Consider the following 19,508-nt stretch of genomic DNA (forward strand, 5'->3'; position numbering starts at 1 on the left):
CCAGCACTGCGACCGCACTGGTCGCCACCGATCTCGACCGCACCCTCATCTATTCGCGCGCCGCGATGACCGGCGACCAGTTCGACACGCAGGATCTGCTCTGTGTCGAGTACTACGAGAGCGCACCGCTGTCGTACGTCACCGACATTGCTGCGCAACAGCTTCGGACGCTCGCCGGCGAGGTCGCGATGGTGCCGACGACCACGCGCACACCCGAACAGTTCCGCCGCATCGACCTCCCCGGCGGTCCGTGGCGTTATGCAATCGCGAGCAACGGTGGGTCGATCCTCGAGGACGGGCATCTCGACCCGCACTGGCGCAGGACCGTGGAAGCAGCGGTACGCGCGGGGGGTGCGAGCCTCGACGAGATGACGACCGAACTGCGCCGCCGAATCTCCGAGGACTGGGTGTCGAAGTTCCGCATCGCCGACGAGTTGTTCTGCTACCTCGTCGTCGACGTCGCAGCGCAACCGGCGGGATTTCTCGACGACTGGCACGAGTGGTGTTCGACGCGCGGCTGGAACGCGTCGCAGCAGGGCCGGAAGATCTACACGATGCCGAACAGCGTGTGCAAGAGCCGCGCGGTGGCAGAGGTGCACCGCCGGCTCCGAGACCGCGGGGTGCTTACCGACGACGCCCCGGTCTTCGCCGCGGGTGACGGTGCGCTCGATGCGGAGATGCTGAAGGCCGCCGACGCCGCGATCCGGCCTCGCCACGGCGAACTCGAACTGATGGACTGGCGCCACCCGACCGTCTCGGTGACCGACGCCGCGGGCGTCACCGCCGGGGAGGAGATCCTCGCCTGGTTCGCCCGATCCGCTCGTCTTCCGGTCGCTTCGTAGAGTAGAAGGTGCCCGGTCACCGACACAGTGAGGACACATCTCTTGCCGACTCCGCTCTCCAAGGGTCAGAACGGACCGCTCACCGCGTCCGACGTCGTCGTCTCGCTCGAGCTGACCACGCCCGCCGATCTGTCCGCACTGCTCGTCAAGGCCGACGGCAAGGTGCGCTCCGACGCCGACTTCGTGTTCTTCAACCAGCCCACCGGGCCGGGTGTGCGTCTCGTATCCGGCGCGCCCGGGCAGGCGGCCTCGCTCGCCGTGTCGCTCGCGCAGGTTCCCGCCGACATCGATCAGGTGCGCGCCGTGATCACCCTCGACGACGCGTCGAGTAGCTTCGGCCGGTTCGCACCGCCCACCGCGCGCGTGTCCGACAGTGCGGGAACGGTGTTGTACGAGTACCGGATCGACGGACTGAGCACCGAGTCCATCGTGATCGCGCTGGAGTTGTACCGGCGCCAGGGCGCGTGGAAGGTCCGCGCCGTGGGCCAGGGATATGCGGGCGGTTTCGCGGCGTTGGTGACCGATCACGGGGTCAGCGTCGACGACGCACCCGCCCAGCCTGCTGCCGCACCTCAGCCCGTCGCTCCCACGCCGGCTCCGGCCCCGCCCGTGCAGCAGACACCGCCTCCGGCACAGCAGACACCTCCGGCACAGCCTGCGGAGGTCAGCCTCACGAAGAACCGCCCGGTAAGCCTGGTGAAGGGCCAGAAGGTCACCCTCCGCAAGGACGGCGGCGTCGCGCTGACCTTCCTGCGCATGGGGCTCGGCTGGGATCCAGTGGAGAAGCGTGGCCTGTTCGGCAACCGTTCCGCCGACATCGACCTCGACGCCTCGGCCGTGATGTTCGCCGGCAACCAGATCGCCGACGTCGTGTACTACGGCCAGCTGCAGTCGAAGGACGGCTCGGTCCAGCATCAAGGCGACAACCTCACCGGTGCCGGTGAGGGCGACGACGAGGTGATGCTCGTCGACCTCACGCGGGTCCCCGCCCATGTCACGACGGTGATGTTCATCGTGACCTCCTACAAGGGCCACACCTTCGAGCAGGTGCAGAACGCGTTCTGCCGTCTCGTCGACGGCACGATCGACACCGAGCTGGCCCGCTACACGCTGCAGGGCGGCATGCCGTTCACGGGCATGGTCATGGCGAAGGTTTACCGCCAGGGCAGCGAATGGAAGCTGCAGGCCATCGGCGAGGGCATGCAGGCGAAGCATCCCGGTGAGGCCGCGCCGCAACTGGGCCGGTTCCTGGCCATCTGACCGGTGGGCGAACTCTTCACAGCGGGGCGCAACGCCCCGCTGCCGACCCGCACGGCCCGTTTCACGGCGACCGCATCCGTCCCTCTGGACGTGTGCGCGTTCGTCGTGGACGACGGCCTGCAGGTGGCGTCCTCCGACGACGTCGTGTTCTACAACCAACCGACGACGGCGGGCGTTCGGCTCGAGGGCAAGGTGATCGTCGTCGACGTCGACGCGGTCCGTCCCGGCGCACGCGTGCTGTGTGCGGTCGGCTGCGAGCGACCCGCAGCGGTGTCGACCTCGCTGTGCGACGCGGCGGGCACCGTCCTCGCGTCGTTTCACGTGGAACCGGCGGTCGGTACCGAGACGGCGCTGCTGTGCTGGGAGATCTACCGTCGTCACGACGAATGGAAGATCCGCGCCCTCGGCCAGGGATACGCCGGTGGACTCGCCGAGATGTTCACCGCGCACGGGGTGGAGGTCGAGTCACCCTCCGACGCGGAGAAGGTGGCCGCTCCCGGGCCCGGCCCGGTCATCGGCCTCTCACCTCTCGAGGTGCTGTGGCGGATCTTCGAGGACGCCGCCCGATCGGCCGCCGCGTACACGTCGAGTGCGGAGTTCGCCCAGCACCGTTTCGACGACGAACTCTCGACAGCGGTGGCCGATCCCGCCCGGCGCATGGAGCCCGAGGCCGACCGTACCCGGGCGCGTGCGCAACAGCGCTACGACGAGCTCGTCGGTGTCGCCGAGGCCCGCTACCGCGACGACAGCGCGGTGCTCGCCGCCGAACTGCTCACCGTCGACGCGACGTTGCCGCCCGCACTCGCATCCTGGATCTCCCCGGCTTGGATGCACCTGCACCTGCCGAGCGACGGCGTGCGGGTGGGTGAGGTGACGGCGCCCGATCTGGGTCCGCTGCGCATCCCCCTGTGCCTGCCGGCACCGCTCACGCGACCGTTGTGGATCGACGGCGACCCCGCCGACCTCGGTCCCGTCGTGTCGTCCGTGGTCGTGCGACTGCTCACGGCCCGGCCCGACACCCTGCTGCACCTCGTCGATCCCGGGCGGACGCTGCCCGCACTCGAACCCCTCACCGCAGCCCGATTTGCCGGACCGCCCGTCCACGACCGGTCGCGGGTCCCCGCCAGACTCCGGGGGCTGGCCGACGCGGCGGACCTCGACGCGCTCGCCCGGCAGGTCGACGCGGAGACCGCCTCACCCGTGTTGCTGGTCCTCGCCGGGTTCCCCTACGGCTACGACCACGACGACCTGCTCGAGATCGTCCGGATCGCGCGTACCGGCAGTGCCGGCCGGGTCTCGGTCGTCCTCGCGGGTGATCCCCCGGACGATCGGGTCGCGGAGATCCTGTGGGACGAGGCGCAGAAGCTTCCCGTCGACGGGGAGCTGGCCGATCCGTGGACGGGAGGCCGATGGACGTTCGTTCCCGACAGCCTGCCCACCGAGACCGAGCATCTGCGCGGCGCGCTGGGTGGTAGTTCGCTTCCGGACTGATCGTCCCTTCGCACAGAGGGATCAGCGCCGATCGACGAGTGTCGTGACATCGGGCGCGTACACGGTCATCCAGTGCGGGTTCAGGCGGTAGTAGACCACCTCCTCGCTCCAGTCGAACGCGTCCCCGCCGTAGAACGACTGAAGGTAGGCGAGCAGTTCGGGCCAGTCGTCGGCCGGCTCACCGCCGCGCGGGTTGAGGATCTCCACGTGGCCGTGTGTGAACACGCCGAGGTCCTCCCCGCGCATGTGCGCCGCGCTGGCCGCGGGACGCGCGGCGAGATGCCGGGCCTTGGCTGCAGTGGGGGCGGTGCCGAAGTACCACTTGCCGTGCAGGAAATGTCCGTCCACAGCACTGATGCGCGGTTCCCCGCCGGCGGTGACCGTCGCCATCGAGAGGACGCACATGCCCGTGAGCACCTCGACGAGTTGCTCGGCCGTGAGGGTCCGCGACTCGTCGACGATCGACCTCAGGTGGGATGTGGACCGGGACAGCGACGTGTCGAGGAGCACCTGGAGGTCGGCGAGCTCGGTGGGGGTTTCGTGCATGGCTCCATGTTCACATCACCGAGGCTCACGGGACCCGACAGTTCCTGCTCTGTTCTCCTCGCCGATGTCTGCTCTCGGGGAGATCACCGAACGCGGGTCACCCGCATGGAGGACCCGTCATCCCCCGGTCGGCCGACGCGCGCCGACCCCGCCGCATCGCATGGTGAGGATCATGACGGTCACCGGTTCGACGACGCGACAGCAACGTATCCTCGCCCTCGACGTGGCCCGGGGGATCGCCATCCTCGGCACCTTCGCCGCCAATGTCTGGATCTTCACCGACCCCGCCGGGATCGTCGGATATCTCGCCTCGATCGGCACCGATCCGTGGCCGCAACGCATCCTCATGCAACTCGCGCAGGGAAAGTTCCTCGGGTTGCTCACACTGATGTTCGGGATCGGCCTGGCCGTGCAGGCGGCGTCCGCTCAGCGAGCGGGGCGGCCGTGGCCCGGCGGTTACCGGGTACGCGCCGCCCTGCTCTTCGTCGACGGGGTGGTGCACTACCTGCTCGTCGCCGAGTTCGACATCCTCATGGGGTATGCGCTGACGTCCATGCTCGTGTGCGGGCTCGTGATCTCCTCCCGTCGTGTGCGGCTGTGGGTCGCGGGTACGGCCGTCGCTGTTCACGCGCTGGCCGTGACCGCGCTCGTCGTGGCGCTCGCCAGTTCACCGCCGAATGCGGAGACCCCCGAGCTGACCACCGCCACCTGGTGGGACATGATCGTCTTCCGCGTGGACAACGCCGCTGCGTTCCGCGCCGAGGTGATCTTCGTGATCCCGATGACGGTCGCGCTGTTCCTGACCGGCGCCGCACTGTATTCCTCCGGGCTGTTCGACAGCAGAGGTGCGGTGCTGCGCCGGCGGCTGATGGTGGTCGGGGCGATCGCAGCACCGCTCGACCTCGCCGTGAGTCTGTTCGGCGGTGCCGCAGGTGTATTCGCAGCGCGCTACGGCATCGCCCCGTTCGTCGCGCTCGGCCTGCTGGCGTGGATCGCCCACTTCTACATCGGCAGGTCCACCACCGGCACGGTCGGCACCGCCTGTGAACGCATCGGGCGGACCGCGCTGAGTTGCTACATCCTGCAGAACATCGTCGCGTCGGTGCTCTGTTACGACTGGGGATTCGGTCTGGCGAAGACCGTGGACCCCGCCATGCGGGTCCCGTTCACGATCGCGGTGTACATCGCGGTGGGAGCGGTGATGGTCGTCGGATCCCGTTGGTGGCTCGGCCGATTCCGCCAGGGACCGGTCGAATGGGTGTGGCGGGTGTCCTACGAGCGGCTGACGGAACGTCGCTGACGTGTCGGGTTGCCTCGTGGGGGTCTGCCGCTCGGTCACGGATTCGACGCCCTCACCGGTGAGTACGGCGATATGTTCGACGAAGGGACGATCCGTCCCTCCAACATCTACCGACCGGAGGCAAGATGATCTTCATCGTGGTCCGTTTCAAGGTGAAGCCCGAGTACCAGGACAGCTGGCTCGAGACCACCGCGGAGTTCACCGAGGCGACTCGCAGCGAACCCGGGAACCTGTGGTTCGACTGGTCCCGCAGCGTGGACGATCCGTCCGAGTTCGTTCTCGTCGAGGCGTTCCGCGACGGGGACGCCGGATCCGAGCACGTGAAGTCCGATCACTTCCGCAGGGGGCTCGACGCAATGCGGCCGGCGCTGGTCGAGACCCCGCGCATCCTCAACACGGAGATTCCGGGCACCGAGTGGGGCCGGATGGGTGAACTGCAGATCGACTGATCGATCGCCTCGAGACCGACGTCGTGTGCGAGACCCGTCGGGGATTTCGCACACGACGTCGGTCTCGATACGCGCCCATAGGTTTGCCCTAACGTTGCGTACGGCTGCAGGTCTTTGTGGCAGCAGTCACGATCGTGATCGACTGGAACGGCGTGGACGGCATGTCCGCGCGTCGGCCGTGTCGATCAGGAGCGTGATGTGAGCGAGTTGCACCTTCCCAACCGAATCCGGCAGCTGGCAGTCGAACATCCGGATCGTGCGGCGGTCAGCTCCGGCGGAACCACACTCACCTACTCCGAGTTCGACGCGCTCACCAACCGGGTCGCCTCGGCGCTCGCGACCGTTCCGGCGACGTCCGAGCGCATCGGCGCACTGCTGCGCATGGGCCTACCCGGCGCGTCCTCGTTCGTCGGCTGCGCCAAGGCCGGACTGGTATTCACCCCGCTCAACTGGCGCCTGAACCCGGGCGAGATCGCCGACATCGCCGACGACGCGCAGCTCGACGTCCTGATCGTCGAGGACGAGTTCGCCGCATCGGCCCGCGCTGCCGCCACAGTCCTGCCCGCCGTACAGATCGTCGTGGTCGGCGACGCCTCCACCGTTCCCGGTGCACGGTCGTGGGACGACTTCGTCGCCTCCGGTGACGACATCGACCCCGGCTTCGGCGACGACCCGCGGACCGAGGTGCTGCAGCTCTACACCTCGGGCACCACGGGTCGACCCAAAGGTGTTGTGGCGACGCATCACAACCTGTTCAACGAACCGCAGAACTTCGCGCTGTACGAGTTCACCGAGGACTCGGTGTCCCTCGACGCGCTGCCCCTGTTCCACATCGCCGGCGCCGGCTGGATGAGCACGACCCTGTCGGCGGGATTGCACCTGGTGTTGCTCGGTGAGATGCGCCCGAACCTGGTGGCGGCCGCCATCTCCGAGCACGGCATCACCCACGCATTCCTCGTGCCGTCGGTGGTCAACATGCTCGTGGAGATGCCCGACCTGTCGGACTACGACCTGTCGGCGCTGCGTCTGGTCGCCTACGGCGCCTCTCCCATCACGCCCACGCAACTCGCCCGCGCCATGGACACCCTCGGCTGCCGCTTCGTGCAGCGTTACGGGATGACCGAGACGATGGGCGCCCTCACAGCGCTACGTGCCGAGGACCACGACCCGCACGGTCCGCGCTCCCACCTCCTACGTTCGGCCGGCACCGGGCTGCCGGGGATCGAGGTCCAGATCCGTGACCTCGCCACCGGCGAACCGCTCCCCCGCGGCGAAACCGGTGAGATCGTGAGCCGGTCGCGCAACAACACACAGGGTTACTGGCGACGCGAGGCCGAGAACGCCGCCCTGTTCACCGAGGACGGTTTTCTGCGCACCGGCGATGCCGGGCACATCGACGAGGACGGCTACCTGTTCGTCACCGACCGCGTGAAGGACATGATCATCTCCGGGGGTGAGAACGTCCACCCGATCGAGGTCGAATCGGTCATCTCCGAACATCCTTCCGTCGCCGAGGTCGCAGTGGTGGGAGTTCCGGACGACCGGTGGGGCGAGGCCGTGACCGCCGTCGTGCGGGTCGCGCCCGGAGCCGAGACACCGACCGAGGCCGAACTCCTCGAGTTCACCGTCGAACGTCTGGCTTCCTACAAGAAGCCCCGGCACATCCACTTCGTCGACGAGTTGCCTCGCAACGCCAGCGGCAAGATCCTGAAGCGCACACTGCGCGACGAGTTCGCTCCTGCACGGGAAGAAACGACGTCATGATCGTCACCGAGGATCTCGGTACCGTCCAGCGTGAAGCGTGGGCGGCCGGCGTACTGCCACCCGTCGAAGAGGTGCGGCCAGGACTGTGGTCGATTCCGGTTCCGATGCCGAAGAACCCGCTGCGGTACGTGCTGTCCTATGCGCTCGCCTTCGACGACGGCCTCGCCCTGATCGACCTCGGTATGGACACCGAGGAGTCGTGGGACACCCTCGTGGCCGGTGTCGCCGCGACCGGCCATCACATCACCGAGGTGCGCTACGCGGCGATCACTCACCTGCATCCCGACCATTTCGGTCTGGCACCCCGGTTGAAGGAAACGACCGGCGCTGTGATCGCGATGCACGCCGCCGACGCCGCCGCCCTCGGGCACTTCACCCCGGAGGACGCCGCCGCCGACAAGGAAGCATGGCGCGTAGACCTCACCGGACTCGGCGCACCGCCCGAGGTCGTCGAGGCCGCCCGCTTCGAACTCGTCCGCTTCCCCCGAGGCGAGAGCACGGATGTCGTTCTCGCTCATGGTGATCGACTCGATCTGCCCGGGTGGAACATCGAAGCGGTGTGGACGCCCGGCCACACGCCCGGTCACCTCGCCTTCGTCGACCGCGACCGCGACTTGCTGTTCAGCGGCGACCACATGCTCCCGCGCATCAGCCCCAACATCTCCTCCGGCCCCGGCGAACTGGGCGACCCGTTGCACCGCTACCTGCTGTCGCTGCATGCGACGACGGCTCTGCCGGACTGCGAGGTGCTGCCCGCCCACGAGTACCGGTTCCGCGGAGTCACCGAACGCGCACGCCAACTCATGGACCACCACGAGGTCCGTCTCGACGAGATCCGCGATGCCGTCGCGTCCAGGCCCGAGTCGACGGCGTGGGAGATCACGACCCGCGTCACGTGGTCGCGTCCTATCGATGTGATGGATCCCCGGCTGCAGCGACTCGCCGTCCGCGAAACCCAGGCCCATCTGCTCGTTCTCGCCGATAGAGGCGACATCCGTTCCGACGGTGGAACTCCCGCCCACTGGACTCTCTCCACTCCGACCCATACGAAGGAAAACTGACATGAGCGTTGTCCTCACCGAATTCGCCGACGGCGTCGCGGTGTTCACCCTCAACCGCCCCGAGGCCAAGAACGCCGTGAACCTGGAGGTCTCGGAGGCGTTGGCCGCGGCCATCGACGAGTTCGAGGCACGCCCTGACCTGACCATCGGTATCCTCACCGGTGCCGGCGGAACGTTCTGCGCCGGAATGGATCTGAAGGCGTTCGCACGCGGGGAGCGCCCGTCGATCCCCGGCCGCGGTTTCGGTGGCCTCACCGAGGCACCGCCGAGCAAGCCGCTCATCGCCGCCGTCGAGGGCTGGGCCCTGGCCGGTGGATGCGAGCTCGCCCTGTCCGCCGACCTGATCGTCGCGTCGCGCGAAGCGAAGTTCGGCATCCCCGAGGTCAAGCGCGGACTCGCGGCGGCGGCCGGCGGCCTGCTGCGCCTGCCGAAGATCCTCCCCTACCCGCTCGCGATGGAACTGGCCATCACCGGTGACCCACTCACCGCCGAGGTCGCCCACCAGCACGGCCTGGTCAACCGCGTCACCGAGCCCGGTGAAGCACTCACCGTGGCAAAGGAACTCGCCGCCCGCGTCGCGGCGAACGGCCCCCTCGCCGTCAAGGCCACCAAGCAGGTCGTCGCGATGGCCGCCAACTACACCGACCCCGACGCCTTCGTCGCGCAGCGCAAGTTCATCGACCCGGTCTTCGCGTCGGCCGACGCCAAGGAAGGCGCCCGGGCGTTCGCCGAGAAGCGCGCACCGGTCTGGAAGGGCGAGTAGGAATGTCGGATGTTCTGGTCGCGCAGGACGGCTCGGTCGCCACGATCACGCTGAGTCGACCGGAGCGCAAGAACGCGATGACGGTCGAGGCGTGGCGGTCGTTGCGTGAGACGTTCGGTGCGCTCCAGCACGACGACTCCGTCCGCGCCGTGATCCTCACCGGCGCCGGTGGTGACTTCTCCACCGGCGCCGACATGGAGCGGCGCGAGTCCACCCATCCCCTCGACCGTATGCGGGAGATCAACGAGACGGCGCTCGCCGTCGCGGAGTTCTCGAAGCCGCTGATCGCGCAGGTCGAGGGGTATGCGGTGGGCGCGGGATGGAACATGGCGTTGCTGTGCGACGTGGTCGTCGCCTCCCGCACCGCGAAGTTCGGTCAGATCTTCGCGCGGCGCGGACTGTCGATCGACTTCGGCGGGTCGTGGATCCTGCCGCGCCTCGTGGGACTGCACCAGGCGAAGCGTCTGGTCATGCTTGCCGACATCGTGTGCGCCGAGGAAGCATACGACCTGGGCCTGGTGACCGAGCTCGTCGAGCCCGACGCCCTCGCCGGTCGCGCCGCCGAACTGGCCGCGCGGCTGGCCGCTGCCCCGCCGGTCGCGGTGAGCATGTCGGCGCGGATGCTCGAGCAGGGTTCGTCGCTCACGCTCCGCGAAGCACTCGAGAACGAGGCCCGCTCGCAGGCGATCAACCACGCCACCGACGCCCCCGATGCGATGCGTGCATTCGTCGACAAACGCGAGCCGTCGTTCACCGGCGGATGGCGGGTACCGCGCCCGGTAGACACCCCTTCCTGACGGTTGCGTCCGGGACGGTTCTGAGCGTCACCTACGATAATCGGGTGGACTTGCACCTCGTGACCTATTTCGTGGCGGTCGTCGACCACGGCGGGATCACGAAAGCTGCTCAGTCACTTTACATTTCGCAGCCGTCGTTGTCGCAGGCCATCCGCACCCTCGAACGCCGCCTCGACACGACCCTGTTCGACCGCACCGGCCGACGGCTCACCCTCACCGAGGACGGTCGTGTCCTCGAGGGCGCCGCACGCCGCATCCTGGCCGACGTCGAGCGGGCGAAACAGAAGGTCGCGGCGGTGCGCGATCTCCAGGCCGGTCGTGTCGAGATCGTCACCTTCGCGACGTTCTCGATCCACCCCGTCATCGAGTTCGTCCAGCGCTTCCGTCGGCGCTACCCCAACTTGACCGTGCGGGTGAACGACGCCGAAGGCCCTCCCGGAGTCCACGCGGCGCTGCGCCGCGGCGAGGCGGAGATCGGCATCACCGACCTGTCCGTCGATCACGCCGGCATGATCACCGTTCCGGTCCTCGAGCAGGAGATGGTGCTCGCCGTGCACCCCGACCTCGCCGCCGACGTGCCCGACCCCGTCACCCGGGCCCAGGTCCGCGACTTCCCGCTGGTCCTCGACCTCGGCTCCCGCGCGAGCGCCGCGCGCACCGGTGAACTGCTCGGCGATCAGAACGTCGTCGTCGACTGCGCCAACCAGGCAGCCCTGTGGCAGTTCGTCGAGCGTGGCACCGCCGGGACGATCGTGCCGCGTCGCGTCGCCGAGAAACAGATCCCCGGTGCGGTCGTCCGGCCCCTGGACCCACCGTTCCGGCGTCCCGTCGGATTGGTGATGCGACCCGGCGATCTGTCCCCCGCTGCCGCCGCATTCGTGGCGACCACCACCGGCACCCCCTGGGAAGCGTGACGACATGGAGTTCCGTCAGGTCGAATACTTCCTCGCCGTCGTGGAGAACGACGGCATCAACGGCGCGGCCGCCGAGCTCGGCGTCGCCCAGCCCACCGTCTCCCAGGCACTGCGCAGCCTCGAGCGCGAGCTGGGGGTGCAGCTGTTCCACCGCATCGGGCGCGGCATGGTGCTCACCGCGGCGGGCAAGGCACTGATCGGCCCGAGCCGGCAGATCCTCCGCGATGTGAAGGCGGTCGAGGAGCTGCTCACCGTGTCGACGACCGAGGTGACGGGCCGACTGGATCTGATGGTCTTCCCCGCTCTCGCAACCGGCCCGATCGTCGACCTGGTCTCCGAGTTCCGCCGTCTCCATCCCAAAGTCACCGCGCGCCTCGGTGATCTGCGTGCGGAGGAGTTCACCGCGTCGGTCATCCACGACGGCTACTGCGAGTTCGTCGTCACCCATCTGCCCGTCGAGGACGAGGTGGGTCTCGAGATCATCGAGCTCGGACAGACCGAGTACTGGCTCGCCTATCCCCCCGGCACCGACCTGCCACCCGGGCCGCTGTCCTTGGCCGAGCTCCCCGACATCCCGATGGTGTTCGTGCCGCGCGGTGGTGGCTCCGTGAGCGACGCGATCGACTACGCAATGCGGCAGGCCGAGGTGCGCCGTCCCATCTCCGTGCTCACCGATCATCGCGAGGCCCGCCTGCCGATGGTGCTCGCCGGTCTGGGTGGGTCGTTCGTCGAACGGTCGCTCGCCGAGTCGGCGCAGGACGTCGCGGTGGTCCGTCCGTGCGAGCCGACCTTCGCGCAGTCGTACGGACTGGTGTTCGACCCGGCCTCGCTGTCGAAGGCCGGTCGCGCCTTCGTCGACTTCGTGCGGTCGTCCGAGGAGTCCGGCGCGGAGGAGCAACTCCCGACGGAACGGTGACATCCGGGGATCCGGGGGCGACGATGGTGGGGACGACATCCACTTCTCCTCGGGAGATGATCCGTATGTCCACCTCGACGACTTCCTCCGTCCACCCCGATTCCGTCGACGCGTACGCGCAGCGCGTCCTCGATTCCGTCCTCGGCACCATGGACACCCTCACGATCCTGATCGGCGACCGTCTCGGCTGGTACCGAAGCCTCGCCGACGACGGACCTGCGACGGCCGGCGAACTGGCCGAACGCACCGGAACCCACCCGCGGTACACCCGCGAGTGGCTCGAGCAGCAGGCTCTGACCGGTCTGCTCGACGTCGACGACGGCGATCCCCCACGCTTCACGCTGTCTGCGGCCGGTCGCGAGGTACTCACCGATCCGCACAGCCTGGCGTACATGGCGCCGCTCGCCCGGATGATCGTCGGCGCGACGATGCAGCTTCCCGGTCTGCTCGAGGCGTACCGCAACGGTGGCGGCGTGAGTTGGAGCCAGTTCGGCCGCGACGTGTGCGAGTCGCAGGCCGACGCGAACAGGCCGCTGTTCGAGAAGGCGCTGCCCGATGCTCTGCGGTCGGTACCGGAGGTCGACCGGGTGCTCGGGCAGCCGGGCGCGCGGATCGCCGACATCGGCTGCGGCGGGGGATGGTCGACGATCACGATCGCGCGCACCTATCCGGATGCGAAGGTTCACGGCTTCGACATCGACGCCCCGTCGGTGGAGATGGCCCGGTCGAACCTCGCGGAGAATGCCGATGTGGTGCAACGCGTCACGTTCACGCAGTGCGACGCGTCCGAACTGCCCGATGAAAACTTCCAGGCGGCCTTCGCATTCGAGTGCGTCCACGACATGCCCCGACCGGTCGAAGTGTTGGCTGCCGTACGGCGGTCGCTCGCACCCGGCGGGTTCATGATCGTCATGGACGAAGCGGTCGCCGACACCTTCACCGCGCCCGGCGACGACGTCGAACGGCTCATGTACGGCTACAGCCTCACCATCTGCCTCCCTGACGGTATGAGCCACACACCGAGCGCCGCGACGGGCACCGTCATGCGTCCCGCGACCCTGCGCCGCTATGCCCTCGATGCCGGTTTCACCGAGGTCGACGTGCTCCCCATCGAGGACTTCGGCTTCTTCCGCTTCTACCTCCTCCGCACCGAATAGCGTTGCCCGTCGAAAGTTCGGGGAGGTTGTGTTCGGGTTTCTCGAAGAACACGCACACAACCTCCCCGAAGTTCTGCTCAGACGGGCGCACCGGCCGCTCCCAGAGCACGCCGCACCCGTTCGACGAAGACTTCGGGCCGCCGGTAGAGGAGGTCGGCGCCGACCCGGATGACCGTCCACCCCAGTTCGGGCAGCACCGCGTACCGATCGATGTCGCGGGTGCGCTGAGTGGGGTCGGTCCAGTGCTGCACGCCGTCGTACTCCACGAGCACCCGCCACTGCTTCCATCCCATGTCGGCTCGCGCCACGAACACCTCGCCGTCGAAGATCTCGATCTGGGTCTCCGGCGGTGGGAGACCGGCACGGACGAGGAGCAGACGCGTGTGGGTCTCGGGCGGTGACGCAGCCCCACCGTCGACGAGGGCGAGCACCCGCGGCACGGCACCGATACCGTGTGCGCCTTTGCTCCTCGTCGCGAGTTCCTCGATCTCAGGCACCTTCAGGCCGGTCGCGTTGCAGAGCGCGTCGATCGTTTCGACGGCCCGATCGAACGGCATTCGTCGGGCGAGATCGAAGGCCGTCTGCGCCGGTGTGGTCGCGAACATCCCGTCGACCACGCAGGTGTCGAGCTTCGGGGTGCGTCGGACCGAGATGCCCGGCGCCGACCGGACGTGATCGGAGCGGACGAGTTCGGCCGCCGCATCCGGGCCGAGCCATCGAGTGCCGTGCACGGCAGCGGCGGACACTCCCGCGAGGACGCCGCGGCCCTGCGACCACAACCATGCCGCCTTCGCACGCAGCAGCGGGGTGGCCGGGATCCCTCGTCGGATGTAGACGTCGCAGTGGAGGTGGACGAAGTCGCGTGCGAGCCGATGCCGCGTGACGACGCCGGCAGCGAGTGCCGCGCGTCCCGAGAACGGTTCGTCGAAGTCGATCACGCGCCGAGCATGCCGGGCGCGACGCGCCTCCTGACGCCGCGTCGAGGCCCGGTTGTGGACAACCCGGCGTCATCCCCAGCCCGGTCACCTGCGACGAAAGAAGTTCGGGGAGGTTGTGTCCGGGCTTTTCGAGAAAACCGAACACAACCTCCCCGAACCGGGAGCTGTCTGCTTACGCGACGCGCTCGAAGATCGCTGCCAAGCCCTGGCCGCCGCCGATGCACATGGTCTCGAGGCCGTAGCGGGCCTCGCGACGGTGCAGCTCGCGGGCGAGGGTGGCGAGCATGCGTCCGCCGGTCGCGCCGACCGGGTGGCCGAGCGAGATGCCCGAGCCGTGGACGTTGGTGCGCTCGAAGTCGGCCTTGCCGAACTTCCATTCGCGGGTCACCGCGAGGGCCTGCGCGGCGAACGCCTCGTTGAGCTCGATGATGTCGACGTCGGCGAGGGTGATGCCCGCCTTGGCGAGGGCGACCTCGGTGGCCGGCACGGGGCCGATGCCCATGACCTTGGGTTGGACACCGGCGACGCCCCACGAGACGAACCGCACCAGCGGGGTCAGGCCCAGCTCGGCGGCCTTCTCCGGGGTGGTGACGATGGCCATGGACGCGGCGTCGTTCTGGCCGCTGGCGTTGCCGGCGGTGACGGTGGCCTCGGGGTCCTGCTTGCCCATGATCGGCTTCAGCTTGGCGAGGGTCTCCAGGCTGATGTCGGGACGCGGGTGCTCGTCGGTGTCGATGACCTCGTCGCCCTTACGGCTGCTCACCGTGACTGGGATGATCTCCTCGGCGAGGATCCCGTTCTTCTGGGCGTGGACTGCACGCAGGTGCGAGTTCAGGGCCAGCTCGTCCTGCTCGTCGCGGGAGATCGAGTACTCCCGACGCAGGTTCTCCGCGGTCTCGATCATGCCGCCGGGCACCGGGTAGAAACGGCCACCGGCGGTCGAGCGGGCTCGGACCAGCCCGTCGTGCATCTGCACACCGGTGCGGGCGCCGCCCCAGCGGATATCGGTGGAGTAGAACGCCGCGTTGCTCATCGACTCGGTGCCACCGGCGACGACGAGATCGTGGTCGCCGTTACCGACCTGGAAGGCGGCCTGGATGACGGCCTGCAGGCCCGAACCGCAGCGACGGTCGATGTGCATGCCGGGCACCGTGATCGGCAGACCGGCGTCGAGAGCGACGACGCGGCCGATGGCCGGGGCCTCACTGTTGCCGTTGCAGTGGCCGAGGATGACGTCCTGAACCTGTTCGGGCGCAACACCGGTGCGCTCGAGCAGACCCTTCAGTGCCGCGACACCGAGATCGACTGCGGTGAGGGACTTGAACATTCCGCCGTAGCGGCCGATCGGGGTACGGACCGGCTCGCAGATGACTACTTCGCGCATGATGACCTTTCGGGAAGAGAGTGAGGTGACGGGCGGACCGTCACATGAAGCGGCCGCCGGTGACCTCGAGGACGGTGCCGGTCATGTAGGAGGACATGTCGGACGCGAGGAACAGTGCGACGGAGGCGATCTCGTCGACCTCGCCGGCGCGGCCCATGGGGATCTCGGCCATCTTCCGGTCCCATGCCTTCTGCGGCATGGCCTCGGTCATCGCCGAACGGATCAGGCCGGGCTGGATCGCGTTGACGCGGACGCCGTGGTGCGCCATCTCCTTGGCGGCGGCCTTGGTGAGGCCGACGATGCCCGCCTTGGCGGCGGAGTAGTTGGTCTGGCCGACCATGCCGACCTTGCCGGACAGCGACGAGATGTTGACGATCGCGCCGCGCTTGGCCTCACGCATGATCGCGGCGGCCTTGCGGGTGCCGTGCCAGGTGCCCTTGAGGTGCACCGAGATGACGAGGTCGAAGTCCTCTTCGGTCATCGTGCGCATCGTCGCGTCGCGGGTGATACCGGCGTTGTTGACCACCACGTCGAGCGAACCGAAACTGTCGACGGCCTCGGCGAGGAGGGTGTCCCAGTCGGCGGACTCGACGACGTTGGCGCGCACGGCCCGGGCCACGTCGCGCCCTCCGAGCTTCTCGGCGGCGGCGGTGGCGGCATCGAGATCGAGGTCGCCGATCACGACGCGGGCGCCGGCGTCGACGAACTCCTGCGCGATGGCGAAGCCGATTCCCTGAGCGCCACCGGTGATCACGGCAGTGCGGTTCTCCAACAGAGACATCTACGATTCCTTTCGGCGGGGCTCGGGACGGCCCCCAGACAAGTCGATGCTCCGAATATAACGGCGAACCGGCCGGTAGAACGGCTCTCATCCATCGACAATGCCTATACGGGAATGGCGCCATTCGTATTGGACACCTCCCCGCGGCCGCACGAAGGTTGTAGACATGACACTCTCCATCCCGGCCCCCGAGGTCGACGAGGACGACTTCCGCGAGATCCTCGCGCAGACCCGCGCGTTCGTGCGCAACGTGGTCGTGCCGCGCGAGCAGGAGATCGCCGAGACCAATGCGATTCCCGAGGACATCCGCCAGGCCGCGAAGGACATGGGCCTGTTCGGATACGCCATCCCGCAGGAGTGGGGCGGCCTCGGCCTGAATCTGCAGCAGGACGCGGAACTCGCGATGGAGCTGGGTTACACGACCCTGTCGCTGCGCTCGATGTTCGGCACCAACAACGGCATCGCCGGCCAGGTGCTCGTCAACTTCGGCACCGACGAGCAGAAGCAGCAGTGGCTCGAGGGCATCGCCTCCGGCGAGGTCGTCGCATCCTTCGCCCTCACCGAGCCGGGCGCCGGCTCGAACCCGTCGGGTCTGCGCACCAAGGCCGTGCGCGCCGGTGACGACTGGGTGATCACCGGCGAGAAGCGCTTCATCACCAACGCGCCGCTGGCGAACCTGTTCGTCGTGTTCGCCCGCACCCGTCCGGCAGACGGGAACGGCACCGGAATCGCGGTCTTCCTCGTCCCCGCCGACACCCCCGGCCTGACGGTGGGCAACAAGGACGCCAAGATGGGCCAGGAGGGCGCCTGGACCGCCGACGTGCACTTCGACGACGTGCGTGTGCCGAACTCCGCGCTCGTCGGCGGCAGCGAGGACGTCGGCTACAAGGCCGCCATGGTCTCGCTCGCCCGCGGTCGCGTGCACATCGCCGCACTGTCGGTCGGCCAGGCCCAGCGCGCACTCGACGAGTCTGTCGCCTACGCCGCGACCGCCACGCAGGGCGGCAACCCCATCGGAAACTTCCAGCTCGTGCAGGCGATGATCGCCGACCAGCAGACCGGTGTGATGGCCGGCCGCGCCCTCGTCCGCGACGCCGCGAAGGCGTGGGTCGAGGAGACCGACCGCCGCATCGCACCGTCGGTCGCGAAGCTGTTCTGCACCGAGATGGTCGGCAAGGTCGCCGATCTCGCCGTCCAGATCCACGGTGGCACCGGCTATATGCGCGAGGTGCCGGTCGAGCGGATCTACCGCGACGTGCGTCTGCTGCGCCTGTACGAGGGCACCAGCGAGATCCAGCGTCTGATCATCGGCGGTGGACTCGTCAAGCAGGAGCAACAGAAGAACTCCTGACCTTCGGGGCGCGGTTCCGGAACAGGTACGTCCGGAACCGCGCCCGAACCGATTCTTGCGAATCACCTTCCACCGCATACGAAGAAACCCCCGGCATCGGATGCCGGGGGTTTCTCGTGTGCGGGGTCAGGAGACCGTCAGTCGCGATCGCAGATCGGTCTTGAGGATCTTGCCCGCGGCGGAGGTCGGCAATGCGTCGACCACCACCACTTCACGGATCTTCTTGTACGGCAAGACCTGTTCGGCGACGTACGCCTTCAGCTCCTCCGCGGCGGGCTTCTCGCCGTCGACGGGGACGACGAAGGCTACCGGCTCCTGACCGATCGCGCCTGCCTCCCGCCCGACGACCGCCGCAGTGGACACCTTCGGGTGGGTCACCAGGATCTCTTCGAGTTCACGCGGATACACGTTGTAGCCCTTGTAGATCAACATGTCCTTCGCCCGGTCGGCGATGTACACGAATCCGTCGGCATCGCGGTAGGCGATGTCGCCGGTGGCGAGCCAGCCGTCGACGTACTGTTCCGCGGTGATCTCGGGGTGTCCGAGATATCCGTCGGTGACCTGCGGTCCGCGGATCCACAGTTCGCCGAGCTCTCCGTCGGGGAGGACGACGGTCGGATCGATCTGCGAGCGGATCTCGAGTTCGGTGTCGAAGACCGGGAGGCCGACGCTTCCGAGGCGGTACTCCGAGTCGACGACGAGCGGCATCGCCGTGACGACGCAGGTGCCCTCGGTGAGCCCGTAACCCTCCGCGATACGTGCGTTGGGGAACGCACGCTCGAGGTTCCCGAGGGTCACGTGGTCGATCGGAGCGGCACCGGACGAGACGACCCGCACGGTGGACAGGTCGCGGGTCTCGACGTCGGGATGCGTAGCGAGGGCGTGCCACATCGCCGGGCTGCCGGTGATGTAGCCGGCCTCGTACCGTTCGATCAGCTCGAGCATCCGGGCCGGATCGAAGCGACCCGCGAGGACCTGGGTCAGGCCGCACGCGAGAAGGAACGACGTGTTGATCAGCGCGTGCGCGTGGAACAGCGGCGACACCACGATCGTCGAACCCTGACCCGGGACCGCACCGGCGATTTTCAGGTCGCCGATCGGTTCGAGCGAGATGCGCCCGTCGACACCGGCGACCAGCTGGTGCCCGGCGCGCCACGCACACATCTGCGTGACGTTGCCGACGACGTTGCGGTGCAGGACGCGCACGCCCTTCGAAATGCCGGTCGTGCCACCGGTGTACGCGATGTGCGCGATATCGTCCGGACTGGTGACGACCGGTTCGAAGGTCTGCGGACGTCCTTCGAGCGCATCGCCGAAGCGCACGGCACCCGGCGCGATGACCGCTTCGTCGGAGACGACCGCGATCAACCGGACACTCGTTCCGGACGCAGCCCGGAACAGGGTGTCGGCCTGTGCGGAACCGGTGACCGCCGCGGCTGCGGAAGTCTCCTCGATCTGCCGGCGCAGACCCGGTTCGGGCTGCAGCGGATTCACGAGCGTGACCGCCGCTCCGACGCGGAGCGCACCGTAGTAGGCGATGTGGAACTCGACGCAGTTACCGAGGTGCAGGAGCACCACGTCGCGGGCCCGCACCCCGGCCTCGTGCAGCACGCCGGCGAACTGCGCCGAGCGTGCGTCGAGGTCGTTGTAGGTGAGCACCCGGTCGCCGTCGATCACCGCGGGACGGTCGCCGTAGACGGCGGCGAGGCTCGGTGCCCACACCGCCATCGTCGTCGCCGGGTACGACAGCCTGCGCTGTGCGAGGTCGGAAGCCGAGGTCATGGTCGACGCCCG

18 protein-coding genes are annotated in these 19,508 nt (G+C 68.4%); 13 read left to right on the forward strand and 5 right to left on the reverse strand.

Features of this window, described 5'->3' with window-relative positions; genetic code table 11:
• Positions 1-65 precede the first annotated feature (65 nt).
• Genes BO226_RS18840 through BO226_RS18850 form a run of 3 tightly spaced genes read left to right on the forward strand, consistent with a single transcriptional unit; the run spans position 66 to position 3,593 of the window.
• Positions 66-842, forward strand: coding sequence for a hypothetical protein (locus BO226_RS18840; protein WP_052227205.1), 777 nt, complete (start codon positions 66-68; stop codon positions 840-842).
• A gap of 42 nt (positions 843-884) precedes the next feature.
• On the forward strand, positions 885-2,102 hold the full coding sequence (locus BO226_RS18845; RefSeq protein ID WP_064256824.1) for a TerD family protein: 1,218 nt from the start codon (positions 885-887) through the stop codon (positions 2,100-2,102).
• 3 nt (positions 2,103-2,105) lie between these two features.
• Complete coding sequence (locus BO226_RS18850; protein WP_064256823.1) at positions 2,106-3,593, forward strand: TerD family protein; 1,488 nt, start codon at positions 2,106-2,108, stop codon at positions 3,591-3,593.
• Positions 3,594-3,614: 21 nt separating this feature from the next.
• On the opposite strand, the gene BO226_RS18855 is transcribed toward BO226_RS18850, so the two are convergent.
• Positions 3,615-4,139 (reverse strand): pyridoxamine 5'-phosphate oxidase family protein, encoded by a 525-nt coding sequence (locus BO226_RS18855; RefSeq protein WP_064256822.1) that lies wholly within the window; start codon positions 4,137-4,139, stop codon positions 3,615-3,617.
• Positions 4,140-4,311: 172 nt separating this feature from the next.
• Between BO226_RS18855 and BO226_RS18860 the strand changes: the two genes are divergently transcribed.
• The 9 genes from BO226_RS18860 to BO226_RS18900 all read left to right on the forward strand — a co-directional run bounded on the left by BO226_RS18860 (position 4,312) and on the right by BO226_RS18900 (position 13,260).
• On the forward strand, positions 4,312-5,439 hold the full coding sequence (locus BO226_RS18860) for a DUF418 domain-containing protein (RefSeq protein WP_442977163.1): 1,128 nt from the start codon (positions 4,312-4,314) through the stop codon (positions 5,437-5,439).
• Positions 5,440-5,564: 125 nt separating this feature from the next.
• Positions 5,565-5,888, forward strand: a complete 324-nt coding sequence (locus BO226_RS18865; protein ID WP_006550720.1) for a putative quinol monooxygenase — start codon at positions 5,565-5,567, stop codon at positions 5,886-5,888.
• A gap of 198 nt (positions 5,889-6,086) precedes the next feature.
• A complete protein-coding gene (locus BO226_RS18870) occupies positions 6,087-7,652 on the forward strand; it encodes a long-chain-fatty-acid--CoA ligase (RefSeq protein ID WP_064256820.1) in 1,566 nt (521 codons plus the stop codon).
• Positions 7,649-8,713, forward strand: coding sequence for an MBL fold metallo-hydrolase (locus tag BO226_RS18875; RefSeq protein WP_064256819.1), 1,065 nt, complete (start codon positions 7,649-7,651; stop codon positions 8,711-8,713). Before BO226_RS18870 ends, BO226_RS18875 begins: the two co-directional genes overlap by 4 nt.
• A 1-nt stretch (position 8,714) precedes the next feature.
• Positions 8,715-9,476 (forward strand): crotonase/enoyl-CoA hydratase family protein, encoded by a 762-nt coding sequence (locus BO226_RS18880; protein WP_006550723.1) that lies wholly within the window; start codon positions 8,715-8,717, stop codon positions 9,474-9,476.
• A 2-nt stretch (positions 9,477-9,478) separates the two neighbouring features.
• Complete coding sequence (locus tag BO226_RS18885) at positions 9,479-10,273, forward strand: enoyl-CoA hydratase/isomerase family protein (RefSeq protein WP_064256818.1); 795 nt, start codon at positions 9,479-9,481, stop codon at positions 10,271-10,273.
• A 44-nt stretch (positions 10,274-10,317) separates the two neighbouring features.
• A complete protein-coding gene (locus BO226_RS18890) occupies positions 10,318-11,187 on the forward strand; it encodes a LysR family transcriptional regulator (RefSeq protein WP_064256817.1) in 870 nt (289 codons plus the stop codon).
• A 4-nt stretch (positions 11,188-11,191) separates the two neighbouring features.
• A complete protein-coding gene (locus BO226_RS18895) occupies positions 11,192-12,103 on the forward strand; it encodes a LysR family transcriptional regulator (RefSeq protein WP_064256816.1) in 912 nt (303 codons plus the stop codon).
• A gap of 56 nt (positions 12,104-12,159) precedes the next feature.
• The gene (locus tag BO226_RS18900; protein WP_082921073.1) at positions 12,160-13,260 is read left to right on the forward strand and encodes a class I SAM-dependent methyltransferase; all 1,101 of its coding nucleotides are present in this window, start codon (positions 12,160-12,162) and stop codon (positions 13,258-13,260) included.
• Between the two features lie 77 nt (positions 13,261-13,337).
• Here BO226_RS18900 and BO226_RS18905 read toward each other — a convergent pair whose 3' ends face one another.
• The 3 genes from BO226_RS18905 to fabG form a co-directional block, all read right to left on the reverse strand.
• A complete protein-coding gene (locus BO226_RS18905) occupies positions 13,338-14,198 on the reverse strand; it encodes an endonuclease domain-containing protein (RefSeq protein WP_064256815.1) in 861 nt (286 codons plus the stop codon).
• 172 nt (positions 14,199-14,370) lie between these two features.
• Positions 14,371-15,582, reverse strand: a complete 1,212-nt coding sequence (locus tag BO226_RS18910) for an acetyl-CoA C-acetyltransferase (protein ID WP_006550728.1) — start codon at positions 15,580-15,582, stop codon at positions 14,371-14,373.
• A 40-nt stretch (positions 15,583-15,622) separates the two neighbouring features.
• Positions 15,623-16,363, reverse strand: a complete 741-nt coding sequence (gene fabG, locus BO226_RS18915) for a 3-oxoacyl-ACP reductase FabG (RefSeq protein WP_064256814.1) — start codon at positions 16,361-16,363, stop codon at positions 15,623-15,625.
• Between the two features lie 166 nt (positions 16,364-16,529).
• Between fabG and BO226_RS18920 the strand changes: the two genes are divergently transcribed.
• Positions 16,530-17,714 (forward strand): acyl-CoA dehydrogenase family protein, encoded by a 1,185-nt coding sequence (locus BO226_RS18920; protein ID WP_019290607.1) that lies wholly within the window; start codon positions 16,530-16,532, stop codon positions 17,712-17,714.
• 126 nt (positions 17,715-17,840) lie between these two features.
• Here BO226_RS18920 and BO226_RS18925 read toward each other — a convergent pair whose 3' ends face one another.
• Positions 17,841-19,496 carry an AMP-binding protein gene (locus BO226_RS18925; protein ID WP_064256842.1) on the reverse strand — a complete coding sequence of 552 codons (1,656 nt, stop codon included), beginning with the start codon at positions 19,494-19,496 and terminating at the stop codon, positions 17,841-17,843.
• Positions 19,497-19,508 lie beyond the last annotated feature (12 nt).

The sequence above is a fragment of the Rhodococcus sp. 2G genome, from assembly GCF_001886355.1.
GTDB classification, from domain to species: Bacteria; Actinomycetota; Actinomycetes; order Mycobacteriales; family Mycobacteriaceae; genus Rhodococcus; species Rhodococcus pyridinivorans.